Origin of the sequence: Pseudoalteromonas luteoviolacea (assembly GCF_001696455.1) — a bacterium.
Taxonomy (GTDB): domain Bacteria; phylum Pseudomonadota; class Gammaproteobacteria; order Enterobacterales; family Alteromonadaceae; genus Pseudoalteromonas; species Pseudoalteromonas luteoviolacea_C.
Window position 1 is genome coordinate 245,348 of record NZ_MAUJ01000008.1, and the last position, 23,475, is coordinate 268,822.

Annotated in this window: 18 protein-coding genes; 11 read left to right on the forward strand and 7 right to left on the reverse strand. The window is 44.9% G+C overall.

The window, feature by feature from the left end; all coding sequences use genetic code 11:
• The first annotated feature begins 12 nt into the window (after positions 1-12).
• Positions 13-861: a chemotaxis protein CheW gene (locus tag A7985_RS20380; RefSeq protein ID WP_065792302.1), complete on the forward strand. Its 849-nt coding sequence runs from the start codon at positions 13-15 to the stop codon at positions 859-861.
• Between the two features lie 50 nt (positions 862-911).
• On the opposite strand, the gene typA is transcribed toward A7985_RS20380, so the two are convergent.
• Positions 912-2,735: a translational GTPase TypA gene (typA, locus tag A7985_RS20385; RefSeq protein ID WP_063373483.1), complete on the reverse strand. Its 1,824-nt coding sequence runs from the start codon at positions 2,733-2,735 to the stop codon at positions 912-914.
• A gap of 269 nt (positions 2,736-3,004) precedes the next feature.
• Between typA and A7985_RS20390 the strand changes: the two genes are divergently transcribed.
• From A7985_RS20390 to A7985_RS20435, 10 genes are all read left to right on the forward strand, one after another.
• On the forward strand, positions 3,005-4,363 hold the full coding sequence (locus tag A7985_RS20390; protein ID WP_065792303.1) for a sigma-54-dependent transcriptional regulator: 1,359 nt from the start codon (positions 3,005-3,007) through the stop codon (positions 4,361-4,363).
• On the forward strand, positions 4,347-5,645 hold the full coding sequence (locus A7985_RS20395) for a sensor histidine kinase (protein ID WP_065792304.1): 1,299 nt from the start codon (positions 4,347-4,349) through the stop codon (positions 5,643-5,645). The genes A7985_RS20390 and A7985_RS20395 overlap by 17 nt, the downstream gene beginning before the upstream one ends.
• Before the next feature lie 153 nt (positions 5,646-5,798).
• Complete coding sequence (locus tag A7985_RS20400; protein WP_065792305.1) at positions 5,799-7,046, forward strand: HlyD family secretion protein; 1,248 nt, start codon at positions 5,799-5,801, stop codon at positions 7,044-7,046.
• A gap of 35 nt (positions 7,047-7,081) precedes the next feature.
• Positions 7,082-7,813: an ABC transporter ATP-binding protein gene (locus tag A7985_RS20405; protein ID WP_065792306.1), complete on the forward strand. Its 732-nt coding sequence runs from the start codon at positions 7,082-7,084 to the stop codon at positions 7,811-7,813.
• 12 nt (positions 7,814-7,825) lie between these two features.
• On the forward strand, positions 7,826-10,264 hold the full coding sequence (locus A7985_RS20410) for an ABC transporter permease (RefSeq protein WP_081310652.1): 2,439 nt from the start codon (positions 7,826-7,828) through the stop codon (positions 10,262-10,264).
• Between the two features lie 430 nt (positions 10,265-10,694).
• Positions 10,695-12,101 carry a glutamate--ammonia ligase gene (glnA, locus tag A7985_RS20415; protein WP_063356920.1) on the forward strand — a complete coding sequence of 469 codons (1,407 nt, stop codon included), beginning with the start codon at positions 10,695-10,697 and terminating at the stop codon, positions 12,099-12,101.
• 248 nt (positions 12,102-12,349) lie between these two features.
• Complete coding sequence (locus A7985_RS20420; protein ID WP_065792307.1) at positions 12,350-12,859, forward strand: DUF4124 domain-containing protein; 510 nt, start codon at positions 12,350-12,352, stop codon at positions 12,857-12,859.
• 121 nt (positions 12,860-12,980) lie between these two features.
• Positions 12,981-14,057, forward strand: coding sequence for a nitrogen regulation protein NR(II) (glnL, locus tag A7985_RS20425; protein ID WP_065792308.1), 1,077 nt, complete (start codon positions 12,981-12,983; stop codon positions 14,055-14,057).
• Complete coding sequence (gene ntrC, locus A7985_RS20430; protein ID WP_065792309.1) at positions 14,057-15,463, forward strand: nitrogen regulation protein NR(I); 1,407 nt, start codon at positions 14,057-14,059, stop codon at positions 15,461-15,463. The genes glnL and ntrC overlap by 1 nt, the downstream gene beginning before the upstream one ends.
• A gap of 14 nt (positions 15,464-15,477) precedes the next feature.
• Positions 15,478-15,936, forward strand: a complete 459-nt coding sequence (locus A7985_RS20435; protein ID WP_065792310.1) for a cyclic nucleotide-binding domain-containing protein — start codon at positions 15,478-15,480, stop codon at positions 15,934-15,936.
• Between the two features lie 38 nt (positions 15,937-15,974).
• Here A7985_RS20435 and A7985_RS26585 read toward each other — a convergent pair whose 3' ends face one another.
• The 6 genes from A7985_RS26585 to acnB all read right to left on the reverse strand — a co-directional run bounded on the left by A7985_RS26585 (position 15,975) and on the right by acnB (position 23,396).
• Positions 15,975-16,145 carry a hypothetical protein gene (locus A7985_RS26585; RefSeq protein WP_176716779.1) on the reverse strand — a complete coding sequence of 57 codons (171 nt, stop codon included), beginning with the start codon at positions 16,143-16,145 and terminating at the stop codon, positions 15,975-15,977.
• A 213-nt stretch (positions 16,146-16,358) separates the two neighbouring features.
• Positions 16,359-17,594, reverse strand: a complete 1,236-nt coding sequence (locus A7985_RS20440; protein WP_065792311.1) for a cysteine desulfurase-like protein — start codon at positions 17,592-17,594, stop codon at positions 16,359-16,361.
• Positions 17,595-17,604: 10 nt separating this feature from the next.
• On the reverse strand, positions 17,605-18,237 hold the full coding sequence (locus A7985_RS20445) for a 2OG-Fe dioxygenase family protein (RefSeq protein WP_065792312.1): 633 nt from the start codon (positions 18,235-18,237) through the stop codon (positions 17,605-17,607).
• A 303-nt stretch (positions 18,238-18,540) separates the two neighbouring features.
• Positions 18,541-19,521 carry a hypothetical protein gene (locus A7985_RS20450; protein WP_065792313.1) on the reverse strand — a complete coding sequence of 327 codons (981 nt, stop codon included), beginning with the start codon at positions 19,519-19,521 and terminating at the stop codon, positions 18,541-18,543.
• Positions 19,521-20,468 carry an autotransporter outer membrane beta-barrel domain-containing protein gene (locus tag A7985_RS20455; protein ID WP_065792314.1) on the reverse strand — a complete coding sequence of 316 codons (948 nt, stop codon included), beginning with the start codon at positions 20,466-20,468 and terminating at the stop codon, positions 19,521-19,523. Before A7985_RS20455 ends, A7985_RS20450 begins: the two co-directional genes overlap by 1 nt.
• A 330-nt stretch (positions 20,469-20,798) precedes the next feature.
• Positions 20,799-23,396, reverse strand: coding sequence for a bifunctional aconitate hydratase 2/2-methylisocitrate dehydratase (gene acnB, locus A7985_RS20460; protein WP_065792333.1), 2,598 nt, complete (start codon positions 23,394-23,396; stop codon positions 20,799-20,801).
• Positions 23,397-23,475: the final 79 nt, after the last annotated feature.

A 23,475-nucleotide genomic window follows, 5' to 3' on the forward strand; every position in this document is an offset into this window, starting at 1 on the left:
TTTGAGGCTAGCATGGATCTGATCAACTTTAGAGTAGGAAAAAAAACAATATCACTCAAGATTTTAGATATTTTGCTCACGGAGCGGTATGAAGGAAATCTAACCTCATTACCCAACGAAAACCCGAGCTTTCTTGGCGTCAAAGATTACATGGGTACGCCGACCCCTATTTTTGATTTAGGACTGATTTTAAACAACCAGTCTTCGTATGAAACCAATCAATCTCTCGTTGAACTGTTACAGCTCAGAGAACAAGATCATAAAGCGTGGCTTGCAGAACTTGAGTTGAGCGTACACAACGATGTACCTTTTACTAAATCGAGAGATCCCAAGCAGACAGATTTTGGCAAGTGGTTTTACAACTTTAAAACCGATAATGAAGACCTTAAAGCCATTTTGAGTCGCTTTGAGGGGCCTCACGATAGATTACATGCCATCGCCGATGAAGTACTCAACCTCTGCAGTAAAGGTAAAAAAGATCAGGCATTGGAAACGCTAGAAAAAGAAAAGCTCACCACGTTTGCAAAGCTTATTCGACTGTTCGAATCTGCCCGCGACCAAATCATTTTAGACCATAAACCCATCATTGTGTTTACCACAGAAGATGGGCAACAACCACATATTGGACTACTGGTAGATAGGGTAGAAGATAATATTCACTGTGATGAATCAGATATTAAACCCCTCCACGAGATGACCAATGTTGGTTTTGATATAGATCCACAGACTAAAAAAATGATGAAAGGGCTGATTAAACAAGGAGATAATCACAGCCTTGTGCTAGATCCTAGCGCCATATTTAGACCCGAACATTTAAAGGGCTATGAACCTGTTGAAACTGAAGAATATGGATTATTCTAGACAAACAAAAACGCCGCGATAAACGCGGCGCTTTTAAATGATATTGGTAATTAGCCTTTAGCTTGACGACTTGCGCGCTTACGCTCACTCTCAGTCAATAGCTTCTTACGAATACGGATGCTCTCAGGCGTGACTTCTACTAGCTCATCATCATCGATGAACTCAAGTGCTTGCTCAAGTGTCATGACGATTGGTGGCACAAGGTTTTGCGCTTCATCTGTACCAGATGCACGAACGTTCGTTAACTGCTTACCTTTAAGCGCGTTAACTGTTAGGTCGTTATCACGTGCGTGAATACCGATGATCATACCTTCGTATACTTCAACACCGTGACCGATGAATAGCTTACCACGGTCTTGTAGGTTGAATAGTGCGTTAGTCAGTGCTTTACCTGCCGCGTTTGCGATTAGTACACCGTTCTTACGTTGACCAATGTTACCGCCTTTGTGTGGACCGTAGTGATCAAACGTGTGGTACATCAGACCAGAACCAGACGTCAGCGTCATAAAGTCAGTTTGGAAACCGATAAGACCACGAGAAGGCATCATGAAGTCCATACGGATACGGCCTTTACCATCTGGTGCCATGTCAGTCATTTCTGCTTTACGAAGGCCAAGTTGTTCCATGATAGAACCTTGGTGCTCTTCTTCAACGTCAACCGTTACTGTCTCGTACGGTTCTTCTAACTGGCCGTCTACTTCACGAAGAATTACTTCTGGACGTGATACTGCTAGCTCGTAACCTTCACGACGCATGTTTTCGATAAGGATACCTAGGTGAAGTTCACCACGACCTGATACACGGAAGCTATCTGGGTTATCCGTTTCTTCAACACGCAGTGCTACGTTGTGTACAAGCTCAGCTTGAAGACGCTCAAGGATGTTACGTGATGTCACGAACTTACCTTCTTGGCCTGAGAACGGTGATGTGTTTACAGAGAACGTCATTGTTACTGTAGGCTCATCAACAGACAGAGCAGGTAGTGCTTCAACTGCGTTTACATCACATACTGTGTCAGAGATCTTAAGTTCACCTAGACCTGTGATTGCAATGATGTCACCCGCTTGCGCTTCTTGCGCTTCGTGACGATCAAGGCCTAAGTAAGTCAATACTTGACCAACTTTACCGTTACGCGTGCTGCCGTCAGCGCCAACAATTGTTACCTGCTGGTTTACTTTAACAGTACCGCGCTTGATACGACCAACACCGATTACACCGATGTAAGAGTTGTAATCTAGCTGAGAGATCTGCATTTGGAAGTCGCCAGCTGGATCAGCGTCTGGCTGTTCTACTTGCTCAACAATCGCTTCAAACATCGGCTGCATGTTGTCTGACGGCTCGTCTAAGTCTAGCGTTGCCCAACCGTTGATTGCTGACGCGTAGATAACTTGGAAATCAAGCTGTTCGTCTGTTGCACCTAAGTTGTCGAATAGGTCGAATACTTGGTCCATTACCCAATCAGGGCGTGCGCCTGGCTTATCGATCTTGTTAATAACAACGATAGGCTTAAGGCCAAGCGCAAATGCTTTTTGCGTTACGAAACGCGTTTGAGGCATTGGGCCTTCTTGTGCATCTACTAGTAGAAGTACAGAATCAACCATTGATAGTACACGTTCTACTTCACCACCAAAGTCGGCGTGTCCCGGGGTGTCTACGATATTGATGTGGTAGTCGTTCCACTCAATGGCGGTGTTTTTCGCCAAGATTGTGATACCACGCTCTTTTTCAATATCATTTGAATCCATTACACGCTCTTCGTTGCCACCGCGTGTCTCTAATGTGCCAGATTGTTCTAGCAACTTATCGACTAGGGTAGTTTTACCATGGTCAACGTGTGCGATAATCGCAATATTTCTTAACTTTTCAATGCTCATTACTGTTACTCAGAGAAGTTGGCCTTCAGTGATCCTAGTCGATCCACGCAATTTTGCGCGCCTAAGATACCGTTCCACTATTAAAGGTCGCGTATTATCCCCTAATAATGTGACAGATGAAAGTTTATCCAGAGGATTTTTTCCTCTTTACTGCAATTGATTGCTTAAATTCGCTGGTTTTTTGTCTGTTGTTTGTTCCTGTACAAAGTACTAAACTGCGTCACAAGCCCTTAGCAAAATGGGCAAAAAGAAAAACAAAGGAACGATATATGAAGTCACAGTCTCTGATTTTGATTGTGGAAGATAACCGTGAGGTAAGACTCGCGGCACGATTTGTACTGGAAGATTTCGGCTATCAAGTCGAAGAAGTCGAAAATCCCGTTCAAGCACACGAGTTTCTCTCTCATACGCACCCAGCTTTGATCATGCTCGACATGAACTTTGATCTCGACTCAACCTCAGGGGAAGAAGGACTGCGCTTTCTGCGTGGGCTCAAACGAGACGCCATCGACATTCCGGTGATCGCCATGACTGCGTGGTCGAACACTGACTTAGTGGTGCAGGCAATGCAGCTGGGCGCTGTCGACTTTATTGAAAAACCTTGGCAGAACCAGCGGCTCGAGCAAGTGATTCAGCAGCAACTGAAAATATCAGGACTGCAAAAAAATAACTCTGCCCTCAGCCAAGCGCTCACGCCAAACGGGGATGACCCCATTTGGCAAAGCGCTGCAATGCAGCAACTCATGACCCAGCTCAGCGCCGTAGCTCAAACGGATGCTAATATCCTTATAACCGGAGAAAATGGCGTCGGAAAAAGCCACATTGCCACTTGGGTTCATAACCAGTCTTTACGAAACGCACAGCCGTTTATTTCACTCAATATGGCCGCAATTCCTGAACAGTTATTCGAAAGCGAACTGTTCGGTCATGTCAAAGGCGCATTTACGGATGCCAAAACTGAACGCGTAGGTCGCTTTGCATTAGCCGACAAAGGCACCTTATTTTTAGATGAGATAGGAACGCTGCCACTTGCTCAGCAAGCCAAGCTGCTACGCGTGCTTGAAACGGGCGAATTTGAAATGGTGGGCTCCAGCAAAACCCAAACCAGTGATGTGCGACTTATCAGCGCAACCAATGCCGAATTTGAGCAACTCATTACCAAAGGGAAATTCCGACAGGACTTATATTATCGCCTCAATACATTCACGTTTACCATTCCACCATTGCGAGAACGTATTGATGATATTGTGCCACTCGCCGAGCACTTTTTAGCAAAGCATGACAGTAAGTATAACAAGCAAGGTGTCACTATAGGTCCTTGCGCACAGCAAGCATTAATGCAATATAGCTGGCCCGGTAATACACGCGAGCTAAGCCATTTAATGGAAAGAGCGGTGTTACTTTGCCAAACTGGTGTCATTCTCGCCACCGACCTGCATTTGCCAAATACACAAACCAGCAATGCCATCGACTCGCTCCCAGACATGACATTAGAGCAAGTCGAAAGACATTTAATAGAGCAAGCGCTGAGTAAATTTGATGGCAATAAAAACAAAGCTGCACAACAGCTAGGAATAACTAAGCAGGCACTGTATCGACGGTTAGAAAAATATGCATTGGCAGAATAATAGCTTAGAGGGCTTTTGGAAAAGGCAGTGCCTGCTGCTCATTCTAGTGCAAATAAGCCTGCTCACACTTTGCTGGCAGTATGGTTTTTCTCAGCCTCACCCCATTTTCAATACAGTGACAATCAGTTGTTTAATCACTTTGCTAGGCGCAACTGTGTGGATATTCCACCGTGTAACCACGCAGGTTAAATCATCGTATTTACGCAGTACAACTCAGCTTGAGTGCTGTCGACAACAAGACTTTAGCCAACAAGCAAAAGCCCGTTTTACCACAGGGGTCATTGGTGATTTTCATCACCAACTAAACCTATTAAGTAATGACTTACTTACTACCAAAAGCAATGAAGACAAAGAGTCAATTTTACTTCTTCGGCTTGTTAAGCAATTGAACACACCGATATTGGTGTTTGATGAACGCTTACAACTGAGCTTTGGTAATCAAGCATGCACGACGTTATTCAATCAACCTTGGCAAACCTTGCGCTTTACCAGCGCTGTACGACTCGGCTTAGGCAACCAGCCTGAGTGGCATTTCAAAGATGAAAAGCGCCAACAACGCTGGCAAGTGCGCCACAGTAACTTTAACCACAACGGCCATACCTATCATTTGCTGGTCATGACGGATATCCAAATAGCGCTGAGAGAGCAAGAGCTCAAAGCATGGCAGCGTTTGATACGGGTGATTAGCCATGAGATCCGCAACTCTCTCACCCCTGTCAGTACCATGTTAGAGAGACTCAAGCACAGAGCAAATAATGAACGAGATAGCGCTGCTTTTGATGTCATTGTGGAACGCTGTGAGCACCTAGCTGAATTCGTTAAACGCTATGCACAGTTACAACAAAGCGTCACGGTTAAAGCCACTCAACAGCCTTTTTCTCAGCTATGTATGGAACTGCGTGCTTTATTCCCACAGGCAAATTGGCAACTAGAAGGTCAACACCTTACACTCAATTGCGATGTGACGTTACTCAAACAAGTGCTTATCAACTTAACTAAAAATGCATTGGAAGCCTGCTCGGGCACACCACAACTCACATTATCACTGAAATTGAAAAATCACACTGCGACGATTTGCCTGACAGACAACGGTCATGGTCTCATTAACCCCGACAACCTCTTCGTGCCTTTTTATTCAACCAAAGAGCGCGGTGAAGGGATCGGCTTGATGTTGTGCCAACACCTGACAGAGCAAATGAATGGCCAATTGCAATTAGTTAATCGCGCGGATGGTCAACGGGGTGCCAGTGCCGTTATCACATTAGTGCAACCCACTCACTGAACGTCCGAATTCAATAAAGCAAAGTCCGAATTCGGACCTTGCTTTGTTAAGTATGCGCCACAAAAACAATAAAGCCAATTAAAAACAATAACTTAAAATTTGGCATATGGCTTGCTCAACCTTGTATATCATCAATAAAGAATAAAGATAAATATGGACGTCGTAAAATCAAAAGCTGTCATGCCAAAACACGCTCTCAAGAGAAAAATCATGGCTATGGTCGTCTTTGCCTCTGGGCTAGGCGGTGTGTTTCACTTTACTTCATCAACAAGTGCCACCAGCTTGCAACAAAACAGTTTGATTGTTGCAGCAGTTCAGCGGGGGGATTTAGCTATTCAGGTAGATGGATATGGCGTCCTACGCTCCAATCAACAAAAGCTGTTAAGTGCACAAAGTAGTGCCACGGTCAGTGAAATCCTGCTGCGTCCAGGTGCGGTTGTTGCACCCGACTCTGTGATTTTAAGAATGCAAGATCCCGACCTGAAACAGTCGATTGAAACAGCACGCATGGCACTTGAAGAGCAAGAGGCTAATTTGCGTCGTCAAAAGCTTGCCAACCAGCGAGAGCGTTTGTCTGAAAAAGCCACGCAAGCGCAATTAGAAAGCGAGTATCAATCGCTGGTGCTACGTCGCCAAGCACAGCAAGTGCTTCGGGAACAAGGCGTTATCCCTGCCATTGATGTAAAAACTGCCGAGCTCGAAGAACAGCAACTCGGTGCACGTACCGAATTGCAGCGCCAACGCATTTCGCAACTGGCACAATTACACCAAGAAGACATCGAAATATCTCAACAGCAGGTAAACCAAGCGCGCTCAAATTTGGCAAGACTAGAGCAACGCGCTCAGCAACTCGAAGTCACTGCCGGGATCAGCGGCACTATCCAACGCCTCGCGGTTGAGCTTGGTCAAAGCGTGTCGGCAGGACAAGAATTAGCACAAGTGGGGAGCAACTCAGACTTACAAGCGCTGATCCGCGTACCGCAGTCAAAAGCGGAGCAAATAAAAGTCGGACAATCCGCAACTATCGATACCCGACGTGAACGCGTTCCTGCGGCCGTTACTCGGATCACGCCACAAGTGCAAGATGGCACTATCGAAGTGGAACTGTCTTTTACCGAGGGAGTACCTGAGTCGGCTAGACCAGAATTAAGCGTAGAAGCTGAGATCCTCACAAATCAATTAAGCAACACTTTATATGTCGAGCGACCAGCAAATAAACAAGCCCATAGCGCAACCGAGCTTTACATCATCGACGGGGATCAAGCTGTTGCAACCACAGTGCGATTCGGCGAAGACGCAGGTCGACACTTGCAAATTCTACAAGGTGCGCAAGAAAACCAGCGTGTCATTCTCTCTGATATGACCAAGCACAGTGAACATAAGGCCATCACGTTACTTTGAACCCAATAACAAGAATTAAAAGAAAGGATTTAAACATGAAAGAAAGCGTATTAACCATGTCAGGTGTGACCAAAGTATTCAGCACCGAAGAAATGGAAACCCATGCATTAAGAGGCATAGATCTCACCATTTATCGCGGAGACTTTGTCTCCATCTGTGGCCCATCAGGCTGCGGTAAATCCACGCTACTCTCTATCTTAGGGCTGTTAGATATGCCCAGTTCTGGTCAGTACCAAATTGAAGGAGAAGAAGTGAGCCAATTGACGTTGGCGCAGTCGGCATATATTCGCAATGAAAAAGTCGGTTTCATATTCCAGTCGTTCAACCTGATTGATGAACTGACGGTCTATGACAATGTCGCACTACCGCTTAGGTATCGTAAAGAGCCCATGCCAGAAGAGCAGATCAAACAAGCCGTGGAAGCTTGCCTTGCTAAAGTAGATATGAGCCATCGTGCGAGCCACAAGCCCAACCAACTTTCCGGTGGTCAACAACAACGTATTGCTATTGCCAGAGCACTGGTTGGACAGCCGAGCATGCTGCTAGTCGATGAACCGACAGGTAACCTAGATTCAATCAACGGCGATGCAGTGATGGCCATGCTGCAACAGCTCAATGCCGAAGGCACCACCTTGTGTATGGTGACGCACGATCCGCGCTATGCCGATATGGCAACTCGGCAACTCCATTTGCTCGATGGCAAAATCATCGACAGCGAAGAGCATAGCGACTCCAAGCATGCGTTTGAAATTCCACTTGCACAGTAAGTAGGTGCCATTATGTTGAAACACAATCTATTAATCGCGATCAAGAGCCTAACAAGAGTTAAAAGCTATGCACTGACCATCATCATGACCTTGGGTGTCACGTTAGGTGTGATGGTGGCGATGTACAATCTGAACTACCAAATCATCGCGGCCCCACTTCCTTACCCTGATCAAGATAGGCTCTTCTTAGTCCAAGGCCAACTGCTGGCTGACGGTGAAGTAAAGCGTGAAAACTACCTACCCTTTTTAGGCGCGATTGAAACTTATAAAGATACGCACCCAGGTATCGAGGCTTTTGCGCTACATAATATCAGTATTGATGTTGAGCAAAGCCTACCAAACAGCCCAACCTTCAATACAGGCGCCATCACACCTGAATATATGCAGATCATTGATGCGCCACTGGCATTGGGACGTCACTTTACCAAAGAGGAAGGGCTCAACAGCAATCAACCTGTTGCCATTATCTCCCACGATGTCTGGCAGACACACTTCGGTGGTAGCAGTGAAGTACTTAACCGTTCTGTGACTTTCAAAGGTATTAGCTTTATCATCGTTGGCGTAACTGCCGAATACTTCGCTGAGCCTGTATTAGCAACCCCCTCTTGGCGCACCGATGTGTGGCTCCCTTACGACTATCGCGACACCCCAGATCCGCTTTGGACATTTTCCTCAAATCAGGTTCACTTGGTCGGTAAATTAGCCAAAGATGCGGAAATCAACCGTACTCAGCTAGCACTCAATAACTGGGTGATGGCACGATACCCGGCAGCAGTTGCAGATGATCCCACTGTCGCAAATACTGAGGTAAAATGGCGTTTTACCACTTACAAAGCGCGTATTATTGGCGAAGCAGGTAATACCAGTGTCATGATGCTCGCAGGCAGTGTGGTCCTGCTGCTGATTGCCCTCAGTAACATCGGTAACCTCGTATTATCTCGCGCTGTAGAGCAACAACGTGCCTTTGCCATTCAAGCCGCATTAGGTGCGCAGCCTCAGCATTTGTTCAAACAAGTACTGGTCGAATTAGCTTTGCTATTCGCGGCCGCACTCGTTGTTGCCACCGGTATTGTGAGCCTTATTTTGGGTTTATTAAAAGCTGGATATGCAGGCCCACTTGCACGTTTAGATGAACTAAGCTTGAACCTGAACACTGTGCTATTTGCGATTGCCTTAACATCCATGCTTAATTTTGCACTCGCTTGGGTAGTCAGTAAGCAACTTAATTACAATGCCATTATTGGCGCACTGCAAAGCAGTGGTAAGGGTTCTGGCGTGCAAGTATCTAAGCGTACGCGCCAAGTACTGGTATCAATGCAGGTCTTTTTTTGCATCTCTCTGCTCGTGTTATGTGTGAGCATTTTCAAACAAAGCTGGGCTCAGCTCACTGCACCAACCCATATCAAGACCGAAAATACCTCACAGATTGCTTTGAACGTTGGCACTTTACTCACTGAGGTGTCTCCAGAACAACGTACCACACTGGTGCTTGAAGCAACTGAACGACTTAACCAACACAGTGACATTGTGCGTGCCGGTGTTGGTAGTTATCCGCCTATCTCCTATTGGTTAGAGCAGTTCTCTACATATCACTCGCAGTTACAGCCCGGCATGAATAAGCCCGTCGTAACACACAAACGAGTCTGGGGAACACGCGCTTATTTTGAAACATTCGGCTTGAGCTTAACGCAAGGGCGACACTTTACCGATGCGGAGGCCAGAGATAGAGCCCCCGTGGTGATCATCAATCAATTTATGGCTGACATGATAAAAGCGTCTGGACAAGACCCGATTGGTGCAAAGCTCTATGGACGCAACGCCAGTGATCCCATCACGGTAGTGGGCATCGTCGGTAATTTGAATTTACCAAACCAACCGCCAATTTCACGAACCTATCGCCCTCGCGTGATTACCGGATACCCAATTGTTGTCGTCGAAACCAAACCCAACGCGCAGCTATCTAGGCAAGGTATTAATGACATACTGGCACAAGTACATTCTCAAATACGCGTTTATGACTTACAAACCACAGAGCAGATTTTATCCTCACACCTTAAATCACAACGCGTTGCGAGTATTTTTACTATCGCGCTTTCAGTGGTCGCAGTGATATTAGCAGGTATTGGTATTTACGGCGTATTTAGCTATGCCATAGCCTTAAGACGCTATGAGCTAGGCATTAGAATGTCAATTGGTGCAACGCCCGCGGCAATTTTTCAACTGGTACTGACAGAAAACATGCAACCCTTTCTAATCGCAGCCGCTGCGGCCACCAGTGCATTACTAATCGGTTACTTTAGTGCAGCGTCAACACCCATCATGCAAATGATGAACGTATGGAGCTGGTTAATCCCTGTCGTCTTGATAGCAAGTCTGGTCATCGGTATCACCCTGCTATCGGCTTGGAGTATTATTCGCCAACCAGCACAGTACGCATTAAAAGGCGCTTAACCATCTCTCAAACCAGCCGTCAATCAGCATGCAATATCATGATAATTTTCTTTCTGAGATGTTGTTTCTAGTTTGTTATGGCGGCTGATTTATTTATCTTACCTCTGGGTCGTATAAATGGACTATGTTTAACTTGTGAGCTCGTATTGCTATCCGCGTCTAGCGATGCAAATCCTGTATTTTTATACTCGTGTAATGTGCTCGAGTGGTTAATAAACCATTCAATAGGTCCTTTTATGGATTGCACCATAATAGTGCAACATGTACTGATGTGGTGCACCCATTTAGGTCAATCATGTCTTTCAGGGCCATTTAAAACTAAATAATCCAAATTATACAATGAGTTACATTATTGGCACAGATCACGCTTAAAAGAGCGCAGTTAAGCAAATTATTGCAGCAAAAAATAACCCATCGAGTCGGAGGACACATGTCACAATCGGTTTTAGATTTTATTAAAGAGAATGAAGTAAAGTTTGTAGATTTACGCTTCACGGACACAAAAGGTAAAGAGCAACACGTTTCAATCCCACATCATCAAGCCGATGAAGACTTCTTTGAAGATGGTAAAATGTTCGATGGCTCATCAATCGCTGGTTGGAAAGGCATTAACGAATCTGACATGGTATTAATGCCTGATGCGAGCACTGTAAAGCTTGACCCGTTTGCAGAAGAAACAACGATGATTGTACGTTGTGATGTTCTTGAACCTTCTACAATGCAAGGTTACGAGCGTGACCCGCGTTCTGTCGCAAAGCGCGCAGAAGATTACATGCGCTCTACTGGTATCGCAGACACAGTACTATTCGGCCCAGAGCCAGAGTTCTTCCTTTTTGACGATGTTAAGTACAAGACTGATATGTCAGGCTCTATGTACTCAATCGATGCAGAAGAAGCGTCTTGGAACTCTGACAAGAGCTACGACGAAGGCAACACAGGCCACCGTCCAGGCGTAAAAGGTGGTTACTTCCCAGTAGCACCTGTTGATTCTTCACAAGATTGGAGAAGTGCAACGTGTCTAGTACTTGAAGAGTTTGGTCAAGTTGTTGAAGCGCATCACCATGAAGTTGCAACAGCAGGTCAAAATGAGATCGCGACTCGCTTCAATACAATGGTTATTAAAGCGGACGAAATCCAAGAGATGAAATACGTTATCCACAATATGGCGCACCACTACGGTAAAACGGCAACATTCATGCCTAAGCCTGTTGTAGGTGATAACGGCTCTGGTATGCACTGTCACCAGTCACTAGGTAAAGATGGTCAAAACATCTTTGCAGGCGACAAGTATGGCGGTCTATCAGAAGATGCCCTTTACTACATCGGCGGTATCATCAAGCACGCTAAAGCAATCAATGCATTTGCAAACGCGTCTACTAACTCGTACAAGCGCCTAGTACCTGGCTTCGAAGCACCTGTTATGCTTGCTTACTCTGCACGTAACCGTTCAGCTTCAATCCGTATTCCGGTTGTTCCTTCAGAGAAAGCACGTCGTATCGAAGTACGTTTCCCTGACCCAACAGCGAACCCTTACCTTGCTTTCTCTGCAATGCTAATGGCTGGCCTTGACGGTATCAAAAACAAAATCCACCCTGGCGACGCAATGGATAAAGATCTTTACGATCTACCTGCTGAAGAAGCAGCTGAAATCCCAACTGTTGCAGCATCACTAGAAGAAGCATTGGCATCACTTGATGCGGACCGTGAATTCTTAACGCAGGGCGGTGTATTTACTGACGACTTAATCGATGCATACATTGCACTTAAGTCTCAAGAAGTTGAGAAATTAAACATGACAACTCACCCAGTTGAGTTCGAAATGTACTACAGCGTTTAATCGCTTAAACATACCAGCAGTAAGCAGTGGTAGGCAGCTACCAAGCGCAGTGTTTACTGCTATTTAAGTATATTCTGCGCTCTTAAATCATATGTGTTCTCAAGCCCGCTTAATGCGGGCTTTTTTATGGCAAAACAGTGTTAAACACACTACAGTTAGTGAGTGGACGTTAGTAGTTGCACTATTGTAAAAATTACACAATGATGGTCCGTGTTTGACACTTTTAAAATTTACTCAGTGAGGTTGCCGTGGCTCGCCTTTGGTTATTGATAGCTTTGTGTTTGATCTGCTCAGATGCGTATGCAGATAAAAAGGTTTATCGTTGGAAAGATCAAAACGGTAACTGGGTTTATTCTGACACACCAAGAAAAGGGGCCAAAGAAGTCAAAATTAACACCAACTTTTTAACTATGCCAGCAACTGACACATCGGTTTTAACCACCTCACAATCTGCATCTGGACAAGCTTATAAAGCTGCAATTATTGCCCCTAATCATAAGCAAACTTTGCGGGATAATACCGGCAGCGTATACGTCAGTGGTCAAATTACACCAAGATTTGCCAAAGACTTTACCGTACAGCTGTATTTGGATGGTAAACCAACGGGACCCAAACAGCATACTGTCACCTTCGCATTACGAAATGTGCCACGCGGTGAGCATTCACTGCAACTAATGGTGTTCAATGGCAAGAATGAAGTCGTCACAAAAAGTGATGAAACTATTTTTTACTTGCATAAAGCTTCTGTCAATAATTAGTCCAGCCAAACGGTTTATTGTCAGCAATACACACAAAAGAACGACTTTATAAACAAAATAACCATTCGACACAGGATTGTGTTACATTAACATGCACCAACTTGGTGCAAGGCGACCCACTATGGAACAAGCATCTCCCTCTATACTGCAAGAACTTTGGCAAAATTTATCAACCTCCGTCATTTTGCTAGATGAAGATTTAAGGATCCACTATGCCAATAATAGCGCCAGTGAACTGCTGGGCCTTGGCCAGAAACGATTGATCGCTCAGCCATTTGAAAGTATTTTTCACCATCATTTAATTGACCTTAAACGCCTTAAGCAATATGTGTTAGACGATGGCATTGACTGCCAGCAGCACAAGGTAGACGTGGTTTTTATTGATAATAGGGCCAGCACAATTAGCTTATTTGCGCGTAAGCTCTGCTTTGACAATCAAAATTATATTCAGCTTGAATGTCGGCGCATTGATGAAGAACTGCGCTTTGATAAAGCCTTCAACCAAGCCCACCAATACCAAGCTGCTCGGAACCTTATTCGTGGATTAGCCCATGAAATTAAAAACCCTTTGGGCGGGATCAGAGGAGCGGCGCAATTATTGCAGTATGAGGTTGATCAGCAAGAGCGCGATGAGTGTGCACAGCTCATTATTGCCCAAGCCGATCGCCTTAGGGAGCTTGTGGATAGGCTTTTAGGTCCCAATGAATTACCTAAAAAAACATTCTGTAATATTCACAAAGTACTGGAGTCGATCTTAAAGCTCAGCGCCTTGGAGTCTGAACAATCCGTGTCGCTGAGAAAGGACTATGATCCGAGCATCCCTGATATTTGCCTCGATGAAGCAAAGATACAACAAGTCGTACTCAATATAGTGCGCAACGCGCAGCAAGCGCTAAATGGACAAGGTGAAATCCGAGTAACAACGCGAATATGTCATCGTGTCAGACGTGGCAAACTGATGTTGAGAAAGGCCTTACTCATAAAAATTGCAGACAACGGACCAGGGATAGACGAGTCACTCAAAGCGACTCTTTTTTATCCGATGGTCACAAATAAAGAGGGAGGTTCAGGCCTTGGACTATCTATCGCGCAAACTTTGGTAGAGCAACATCGCGGCTTTATTGAATGTGACAGTTGGCCTGGACATACAGAATTTTGTATTTATTTACCCTTTGAAGACGAGCTAGGGAGCAAATAATGAAGAGTGTTTGGTTAGTTGATGATGATGCGTCAATTCGCTTTGTATTAGAAAAAGCCTTATCCAGAGCTGGGTTTGCAACGGAAAGCTTTGCAAATGGCCAAGATGTATTGACGGCACTCCAATACGACCAACCCTCTGTATTAATGTCTGATGTGCGTATGCCTGGCATTGATGGGATGGCGCTGTTAGAAGAAGTGAATGAACTCTACCCCGCTCTGCCTGTGATTATCATGACGGCGCATTCTGATTTAGACTCTGCCGTTAATGCTTTTCAAAAAGGGGCATTTGAGTACCTTGCCAAACCTTTTGACTTGGATGAAGCCACTTCGCTTGCCGACAGAGCCTATCGTGCCGCACAGCAAAATGTCAAAACTAAGCAGGTCGATGCTGTCTCTAACAGTCCTGATATCATTGGCGAAGCGCCAGCAATGCAAGAAGTGTTTAGAGCCATTGGTAAGCTGTCAGCTTCAAGTATGAGTGTATTAATCAACGGTGAGTCAGGCACTGGTAAAGAACTGGTTGCCGGCGCCTTACATAATCACAGCCCTCGTAAAGACAATACTTTTATCGCCTTAAATATGGCTGCTATCCCTAAAGATTTGGTTGAATCTGAATTGTTTGGCCACGAGAAAGGGGCATTTACTGGCGCTGATAGTGTTAGACGTGGCCGCTTTGAACAGGCCAATGGTGGTACATTGTTCCTCGATGAAATTGGAGATATGCCCCTTGATGTGCAAACGCGTTTGTTACGAGTATTGGCGGATGGCGAGTTTTATCGTGTCGGTGGCCATCAGAGTATCAAAGTAGATGTGCGGATCTTAGCCGCCACCCACCAAGATTTAGAGCAATTGGTCAGCGAAGGAAAGTTTCGTGAAGACTTGTTCCATCGCCTTAATGTTGTCCGATTACGTATACCTCCACTCAGAGAGCGCAGTGTAGATATTGCCAAACTCGCACAATATTTTTTAGCTAAAAGCGCTAAAGAGCTAAAAGTACCGAGTAAAGTGCTCACCGAAGCCGCACTCACGCAACTGTGTGCTTTTGGCTGGCCAGGCAATGTGAGACAGCTAGAAAATACCTGTCGTTGGTTGACGGTCATGGCACCGGGTGACATGGTAGGTCCACAGGATCTGCCACCAGAGCTTACTCAGCCATCCGAAATAGGCGATACAGCAACTAACCACGATTGGCTTGATGCATTTCAACAGTGGCTTGACCAGCAACTGCGCCAAGGTGAAGAACACATTTGGCCGCAAGTACAAGCACAACTTGAAACGCGGTTAATAAAATCTGCGCTGGCTGCTTGTCATGGACATAAGCAAGATGCTGCGCTAAAAATAGGTTGGGGGCGTAATACATTGACCCGCAAACTGAAAGAGCGCAATATGCTAGAAAATGACTAACTATTTGGCCGACCATGAAGCTGTTAGAAAACATAACCACCATTAAACAATTGGAAATCATTAATCGGCTCGATTTTTTTAAAGAGTTTTCATTGGCCGAACGGCAGGTTTTATTAGAATCTTTTAGTCACCTTTATTTGATTAGCCAAGGTAAGCATGCTTTTAAAAGATTTGAGCAAGATAATCGCCTATATATCATTCTAAGTGGTGAATTGCGTATCTTTTCTGAAAAAAGTCATGTTGATATCGGCCATGTTGGACCCGGTGAATTTGTCGGTGAAGGCGCATTTATATGTCACCGAGAACGCAGCACGAGTGCACAAGCAGTTTCAGATACCATCGTATTGGCAATCACCTCAGAAGCCTTGACTAAACTACCTGCGGTTATAAGAGAAAAAATCAAAGATAAAATCATTGCTGGCATGAGTGAGCGTATTCACAAGCTCAACCACTATATCGAAGAGCAGTTTTAAGGCTACAAAGCGCCAAAGAGCGCTGTAGCCTAGACTACTTAGCAGTTATACATGGACATGCATGTGATGCCTTGGTAAGAAATACAACCCGGTACGTGCGGCGAGCTTGCATACATACCACCAGCAACTTGCGGTGTTTGGTCTTGATTTAGCGTTTTATTATTCGTGGTTAATTGCTTTACAGCGCGTTTCTTAAGTGCAACTTTCATCGTTATTTCCTTTTTATATTGATCTAATTGACACAGGTTAGCTATTGCAACCTGTTTAATAAATAACCATCAATACGCATGAAAATCAACGCTTTGTGTCTGTACATTATTTCATTACAAACACGCAAAGTTCTATGAGATAGTGAAATGTTTTGCTGTATAAAAATTAAACTAGGCGGGGCGTTAAAAAAGGGTGCGAACGCACCCTCTTTGCTAGCTTAGCAAGTCGCTAAATAAATCGAACAACCTATCCAGTTCCTCGAAGGTATTATAGTGCATACAGCCAATACGAACGACACCGCCTTTATCCATAACGCCCAGCTGTTCACACAGGCCTTGCGCATAAAAGTTGCCATCCCAAACACACACATGTTGCTGGCCTAAAAACTCAGACACTTTACGTGGCTCAAGGCCATCAAAAGTCAACGCAAACGTTGGTGTGCGCTCAGCGACTCTTGCGACATCAGCGATACCATACAGTTTAATTTGCGGATACTGAGCCAACTTAGTCAAAAAGTGCTCACTAAGCGCCATTTCATGAGCCTTTGAGTTTGCAAACGCTTGTTCAAGACGCGCTCTCAATGGCTCCGACTGGGGTAGCTCGCTTAAAGAGGCAATATATTCAATCGCAGCGATGACACCGGCAAGGCCTTCGAAACTTTGAGTACCAGTCTCCCAACGTCCCGGGATCACATCTTTCGCGGGCTCTACTTTGTATGGCGTAAAGCCTTCAAGGTGTTCACGCTTACCATAAACAATACCTACATGCGGACCAAAGAACTTATAGGCTGAGCAAGCTAAAAAGTCGCAATCTAGCGCTTGTACATCAATCAATTCATGCGGCGCAAAGTGCACTGCATCTACATAGACAAGTGCCCCCACTTGATGTGCCATCTCAACGATTTTCTTTATGTTATTGATAGATCCAGTGGTATTAGATGCGTACGTTACAGCAACTAACTTTGTATTGCTGTTAAGTAACTCAGCATAATGATCTAAGTCTAAAGTGCAGTCAGCTTCATTAATACGCACAGCATGCACGCTCGCGCCTTTGTCTTGCGCAGCTTGACGCCATGATGAAACGTTTGAGAAATGATCGGCATTGGTCACAATCACTTCATCTGTAGACTGCCAATCTCTAGAGATTGCTCGGCTAAAGCTGAAAGTTAAGCTCGTCATATTGGCACCAAACACGATTTGATCGCTGCTTGGTGCATTGAGTAGCTGTGCCACTGACGCTCTAGCTTGGCCCATCAACTCTACTGTTTTATCGCTAGAGAAAAATGCGCCACCCAAGTTGGAGTTGAAGTAACCTAGGTACGCTGACATTGCACTTAACACTGACTGAGGGACTTGTGAACCGCCAGGACCATCTAAAAACATCGGTGCCTGTCCGGAGATTTCCTGCATCAATGCAGGAAATTGGCGGCGAATTTGAGATAAGTTCATAGTGACCTCATTAAGCCGTAAATACGAAGCAGTCTAAGTAGCCCACTTTGTCAGCGTCTAGTTTATTCATCGGTGTTGCGTTGTGCCAAACTTCACGGTCATTTACAAGTGCAAATAAGCCGTCTTTAATTTCCATTTTGAAGCAAGGCTCAGCTTCTTTATGTTCATACACAAGTAACTCGCCACCTGCGATATTCTCATGTGAAACCCCACAGACACAAACATGATCAAAGCCATCTTGGTGCACACCTTCAGGCGCTGGTGGCGTATCACTCTCAATAGCTAACATACGAAACTGATGCACTTCAATATCACTGTCGTCCGCGATACCTGTCATTGCTTTGAATTCAGACAGCAAGTGTTTGAAACCATCACTATGCAGCAACTCAGTTTCTAAATTTTCGTACACACGCTCTATGTTGCCCTGAAAGTTGTTGATGGAGTCATCTTGCACGAACGCTTTTGTTGGCTGAATAGACACTGTATTTTCTTGAAACTTTAAGACTGAATAACGACGCTTACGAAAAGCACCATCGGCATACGGGTTGTCTGGCAAACGTGAAAAAAATGGCTTTACCGAATCAATATGAGATTGTTGAATAAAACGAAGTTGAAGCAAATTCTGGTTGTTTACTGCTGTCATTTTTGCTCTCGCCTTTTGATGAGAAATTGGCAGAGATCTTAATCTATTTCGCAGGAAATTTTGATTTTGAATAACTTGTTTTTAGCAAAAAACCAGAATAAATATACCCATTAAAAACATAAGTTAGATTAAAAATACCTTTTGTTTTAATTTTGGTAACTTAGCGTGATAGCGCCAGAAACAATCACCATAAAGGCTCATAGGTGATATCAGCGCTACTCTGTGCACGCCATAAGTGCAATTACTGAGATAAACATCTTACTATTGCACTGTTCAAAAATAGAGATTCATCCAAATGCTTTATCACAATTTGTCTTTGACTGCTTTCAATTGATTGGCAAAACTGAGATGACGCAAATCACCCAGCCCTGCTTTTTCTGTCAATTCCAGTAGTTGATTTTCTAAGGTCAGCAGCTGCGCTTCTACTTGCTTGTCATCTAGCGCTTGCTTACGCGCTAAATGTTCCGAAAACAAATGCTCGAGTCTTAATATCTGCAGTTTTGCCGAGTGGACTTTGTCTTCAATGCTCGAGTAATCGCGCACATTTGAGTTTATAAATTGCTGTGCATAATCGGCGGTATTTCTCGCATCCATATAGACACTTGGTAGTACTTGTGCCTTTGCTGACGTACTTATCGCCGTTAGCTCTATATTGATTTGACCTAGGTAATGTAAACTCACCGCATCCTTTTCTAAACGTGTTAATTGCGTTTTAAACCCAGGCAATTGCGCTTCTACATCAGGTTGCTTACCGTCCACCAACATGGCTTTAAGTTTGTTATGATGCTTATTTAGCTTGCGGTAGCGAGTTGGAAACTGTTGTTGCGTATCAAATTTATCTAACACAGCAAAGTGCGATCGGACTGGCTCTAACACTGATAAAATCAGTTTTTTTGCCGCTTGCGCACCGCCAACCAAAGCCAAAATTTCTTGGCTCATACTCATAATTTCACCACTGACGGTTTGCGATGAGAAAAATGACGCACTGTCTAAGGCTTCGTGAGGCTTCGCTTTTAGTTCCGTAAACTGCTCTTCTAACTCTTGCCATTCTTGTCGAGCCTTGTCGACTCTATTGCGATCGTAATCAGCTAGCGATTCCACATTTGCCAAATGTATGGCTTGCTGAGCTTCATAGTAAGCTGCTTCTGCTCTGTTATAAGCAGCTTGGATTTGCTCAGCTGAGGGCGACGAGCCGCCCAACGTGTTATGTACCGAATCTAGCGTTTTACATCCTGTAGTCACAATAAGCACTGCACTAAAAACAATGCCAAACTTCATCTGCATCAATAGCTCCATTGTAATCCTGCGGTTAGAGATACATTAGTATACTCTATTTCAGGTACGCGCAAACGCCGACCATTCACTTCTTCTGTTACCGTATCTCGTTCTTTGTAATATGCATCGACACCAAGCATCAAAGCAATATGCTCTACCAGTTGATATCGAACGCCCGCTCTGGCCATTACTCCCCACCCATTGAAGTTTTCTGTTAACGTTGTCGTCTCAAACTGAGTGTTTTGAATACGGCTATACACAGGTGTACTGAGCTCCCCCTCAACATACCAACTTACTTTTTCATTCGGTTGCATCAGTTTACTGTCGTAGCGCGCCCCCACTGTGGCTAAGAGTCCCATTTGGTCTTCAGTCACAGAGATCACTGGCACCAAAGATGCGGGGTTATTTTGCAGTACATCATCACCATCCTTTGCTTGGCCGGGTAAATCAAAGCGTGGGATCGGGTCCCCTTCATCTCTGGGTAATGCTTTTAACGCATTATCAAATTCCGTGGCACCCGGGTTCACAAAGCGAAAGTTAGAGCGCGTAAAGCTCGAGGTGAAGATCTTCATGCCAAAGGTCAACTGTATGGCTCTTTGGTAATTGTAAGCGGCGGTAAAGGCCAACTCATTGGCTTTAACCTTAAAGTCGTTCTGCTGAATGGCACCAAAGTTTCTCAGTGACCACGTCTCTGTGTCTATTTCTGTTGAAATAGTGGCGGCACTGCCGATGTAGAAACCCCAATCCTCATCCACGCCGGTATAAGAAAGCTGCCTTACTGCAGGGTTGGTAACGGATATTGACTGTGACAATTGGCCGAAGCCTGCAACATCTTGTAAAGTTTCATTGTAATCTATGGTCTCAAAACCAAGACGTATTTCACTAAAAGATGGTAGTGGTGCAGCCGACGTACTAAAACTACCCATAATCCCTAACAAAGCGAGCGTGTATTTCATTGCCTTTCCCCGATAACATGGTGATTGTGTATCGCAAGGCACTACTCACTCCCCCTTGCTTAGAAGCCTATTTGGCTACTTTGACAAGACCTTTGTAAACGCTCTGGAGTGAATACCACAACCCCATGCTCAAAGAGCAGCAATTAGCGCCATGCAAGCCTTATCAAGCAGTCCACGCAACTCATTTGGTTGTTTTATAAACACTAGTACAGACCTCTTTATAGTCAAGGACATAGAATAGGGGCAAGGGGAGTAAAATAGTCTCACGGTCTTTAGAGATAGGATGAATTTAAAAAAGCCAGTACAAGACTGGCTTTTCATTACGAAACGCTATACGGCTTGCTGAATAATGACACTTTCAGCTTTTTTAGTGTATTGAGGCATGTGATGGAAGTTCAGATAGCGATAAGTATCAGCTGCTGTCGCATTGATCTTGGTCGCATATTCTTGGTATTCATCAGGCGACGGTAATCGCCCAGTAATCGCAGCAACTGCGGCCAGTTCAGCGGATGCTAAAAACACGTTTGCGCCCGTGCCTAAACGATTAGGGAAGTTTCGTGTCGAAGTTGAAACAACCGTGGCCTGATCCGCAACACGGGCTTGGTTCCCCATGCAAAGCGAACACCCCGGTGTTTCAATACGCGCACCAACACGCCCATAAATACCGTAATACCCTTCATCGGTTAACTGGTCTCGGTCCATTTTAGTTGGTGGTGCTATCCACATTCGTGTGGGTAATTGCCCCTTAAAGCCATCTAACAACTTGCCCGCGGCTCTAAAATGCCCGATATTGGTCATACAAGAGCCAATAAACACCTCATTGATCACTTCGCCCTGTACCGTTGAAAGTAGCCGAGCATCATCAGGATCGTTTGGCGCACATAAAATCGGCTCTTTAATCTCACTCAGGTCAATATCAATAACATGTGCATACTCCGCGTCCTTGTCCGCCACCATCAATTCTGGACTTGCGAGCCAAGCTTCCATTTTGGAAATTCGTCGCTCTATAGTACGCACATCACCATATCCTTCGGAGATCATCCACTTGAGCATCACAATATTTGAATTCAAGTACTCCTCAATTGAAGACTGAGACAACTTAACTGTACACCCTGCTGCCGAGCGTTCAGCCGAAGCATCTGAGAGTTCAAAAGCTTGCTCTACTGTTAAATGCTCTACACCCTCGATCTCTAAGATGCGACCAGAAAACTCATTCACTTTACCTTTCTTTTCTACCGTCAGGAGGCCTTGTTTAATAGCATAGTAAGGAATTGCATGAACCAAATCACGCAATGTGATGCCTGACTGCATATCGCCTTTGAAGCGAACCAAAATGGACTCTGGCATATCAAGTGGCATCACCCCCGTTGCCGCAGCAAACGCCACCGCGCCGGACCCGGCTGGAAATGAAATACCCAAGGGGAAACGCGTATGAGAATCTCCCCCTGTACCAACCGTGTCAGGTAACAACATACGATTTAGCCAAGAGTGGATAACACCATCCCCCGGGCGTAAAGATACGCCACCGCGATTCATCATAAAATCCGGTAGTGTGTGATGGGTGTTGACATCGATTGGTTTTGGATAAGCTGATGTATGGCAGAAAGACTGCATAGTCAAATCCGCAGAAAAGCCTAAGCAAGCCAGATCTTTAAGTTCATCTCTAGTCATAGGGCCAGTGGTATCTTGCGAACCCACGGTCGTCATTTTAGGCTCACAGTATTGACCTGGGCGCACACCGTCTACACCACACGCTTTACCAACCATTTTCTGGGCCAGCGTAAAGCCTTTCCCCGTCTCGTTTGCCTGGATAGGTTTTCGAAAGATGGTTTCTTGCTCAAGACCTAAAGATGTCCGTGCTTTCTCAGTCAATCCTCGGCCTATGATCAGTGGGATACGCCCTCCGGCTTGCACCTCATCCAGTATCACTTCCGACTTAAAGGAAAATGTAGAGAGCACCTCTTCTGTACCATGGCGTTTGACCACACCTTCATAGGGGTAAATATCGATTTGGTCACCCATCGCCAAATTTTCGACTGGTAACTCAATGGGTAATGCACCCGAGTCTTCCATCGTATTAAAGAATATGGGTGCAATTTTGCCCCCTAAACACACACCACCTACTCGCTTGTTTGGCACATAAGGAATATCCTCTCCCATAAACCAAAGTACCGAATTGGTCGCTGATTTACGAGACGAACCAGTACCAACGACATCTCCCACATAAGCCAGAGGAAGCCCTTTCTTTTTTAAGGCTTCTAGTTGAGATATAGGACCAATCTCACCATGCTTTTCAGGAACAATGCCCTCCCTTTCATTCTTTAACATCGCCAAAGCATGCAGCGGAATATCAGGGCGTGACCACGCATCAGGGGCAGGAGAGAGATCGTCAGTATTCGTTTCACCCGTTACTTTAAATACGGTGACTGAAATTTTCTCAGGTACTGCAGGCTTTTCGGTAAACCACTCTGCGTTGGCCCACGAAGTGATAATTTGCTTAGCAAATTGATTACCTTGTTGCGCTTTTTCTTCCACATCATAAAACGCATCAAACATTAACAGCGTATGGGACAACCTTTTTGCTGCGATGGGGGCCAGCTGTTCGTCATCCAGTAAATCAACCATTGGCGCGATATTGTAACCGCCCAACATGGTACCAAGTAACTCAGCAGCATACGATTTTGAGATAAGTGGCGAAGTCGCCTCCCCTTTCGCGACCGCAGCAAGAAAGCTCGCTTTGACATAGGCAGCATCGTCAACGCCGGGAGGCACTCTATTAACCAACAGCTCTAATATAAACTCCTCTTCTCCTGCGGGTGGTACTTTTACAAGTTCAATTAATTCAGCGGTTTGTTGTGCGTCCAGCGGCTTAGGAACTATCCCTTGCGCTGCACGCGCTTCTACATGATTACGATACTCTTGAAGCACAATATAATCCTCTTGGTGACGTGTTTTAATAAGCATTTTAGTATTTAGATTTATAACTGCTTATCTTTTAATCTGACAA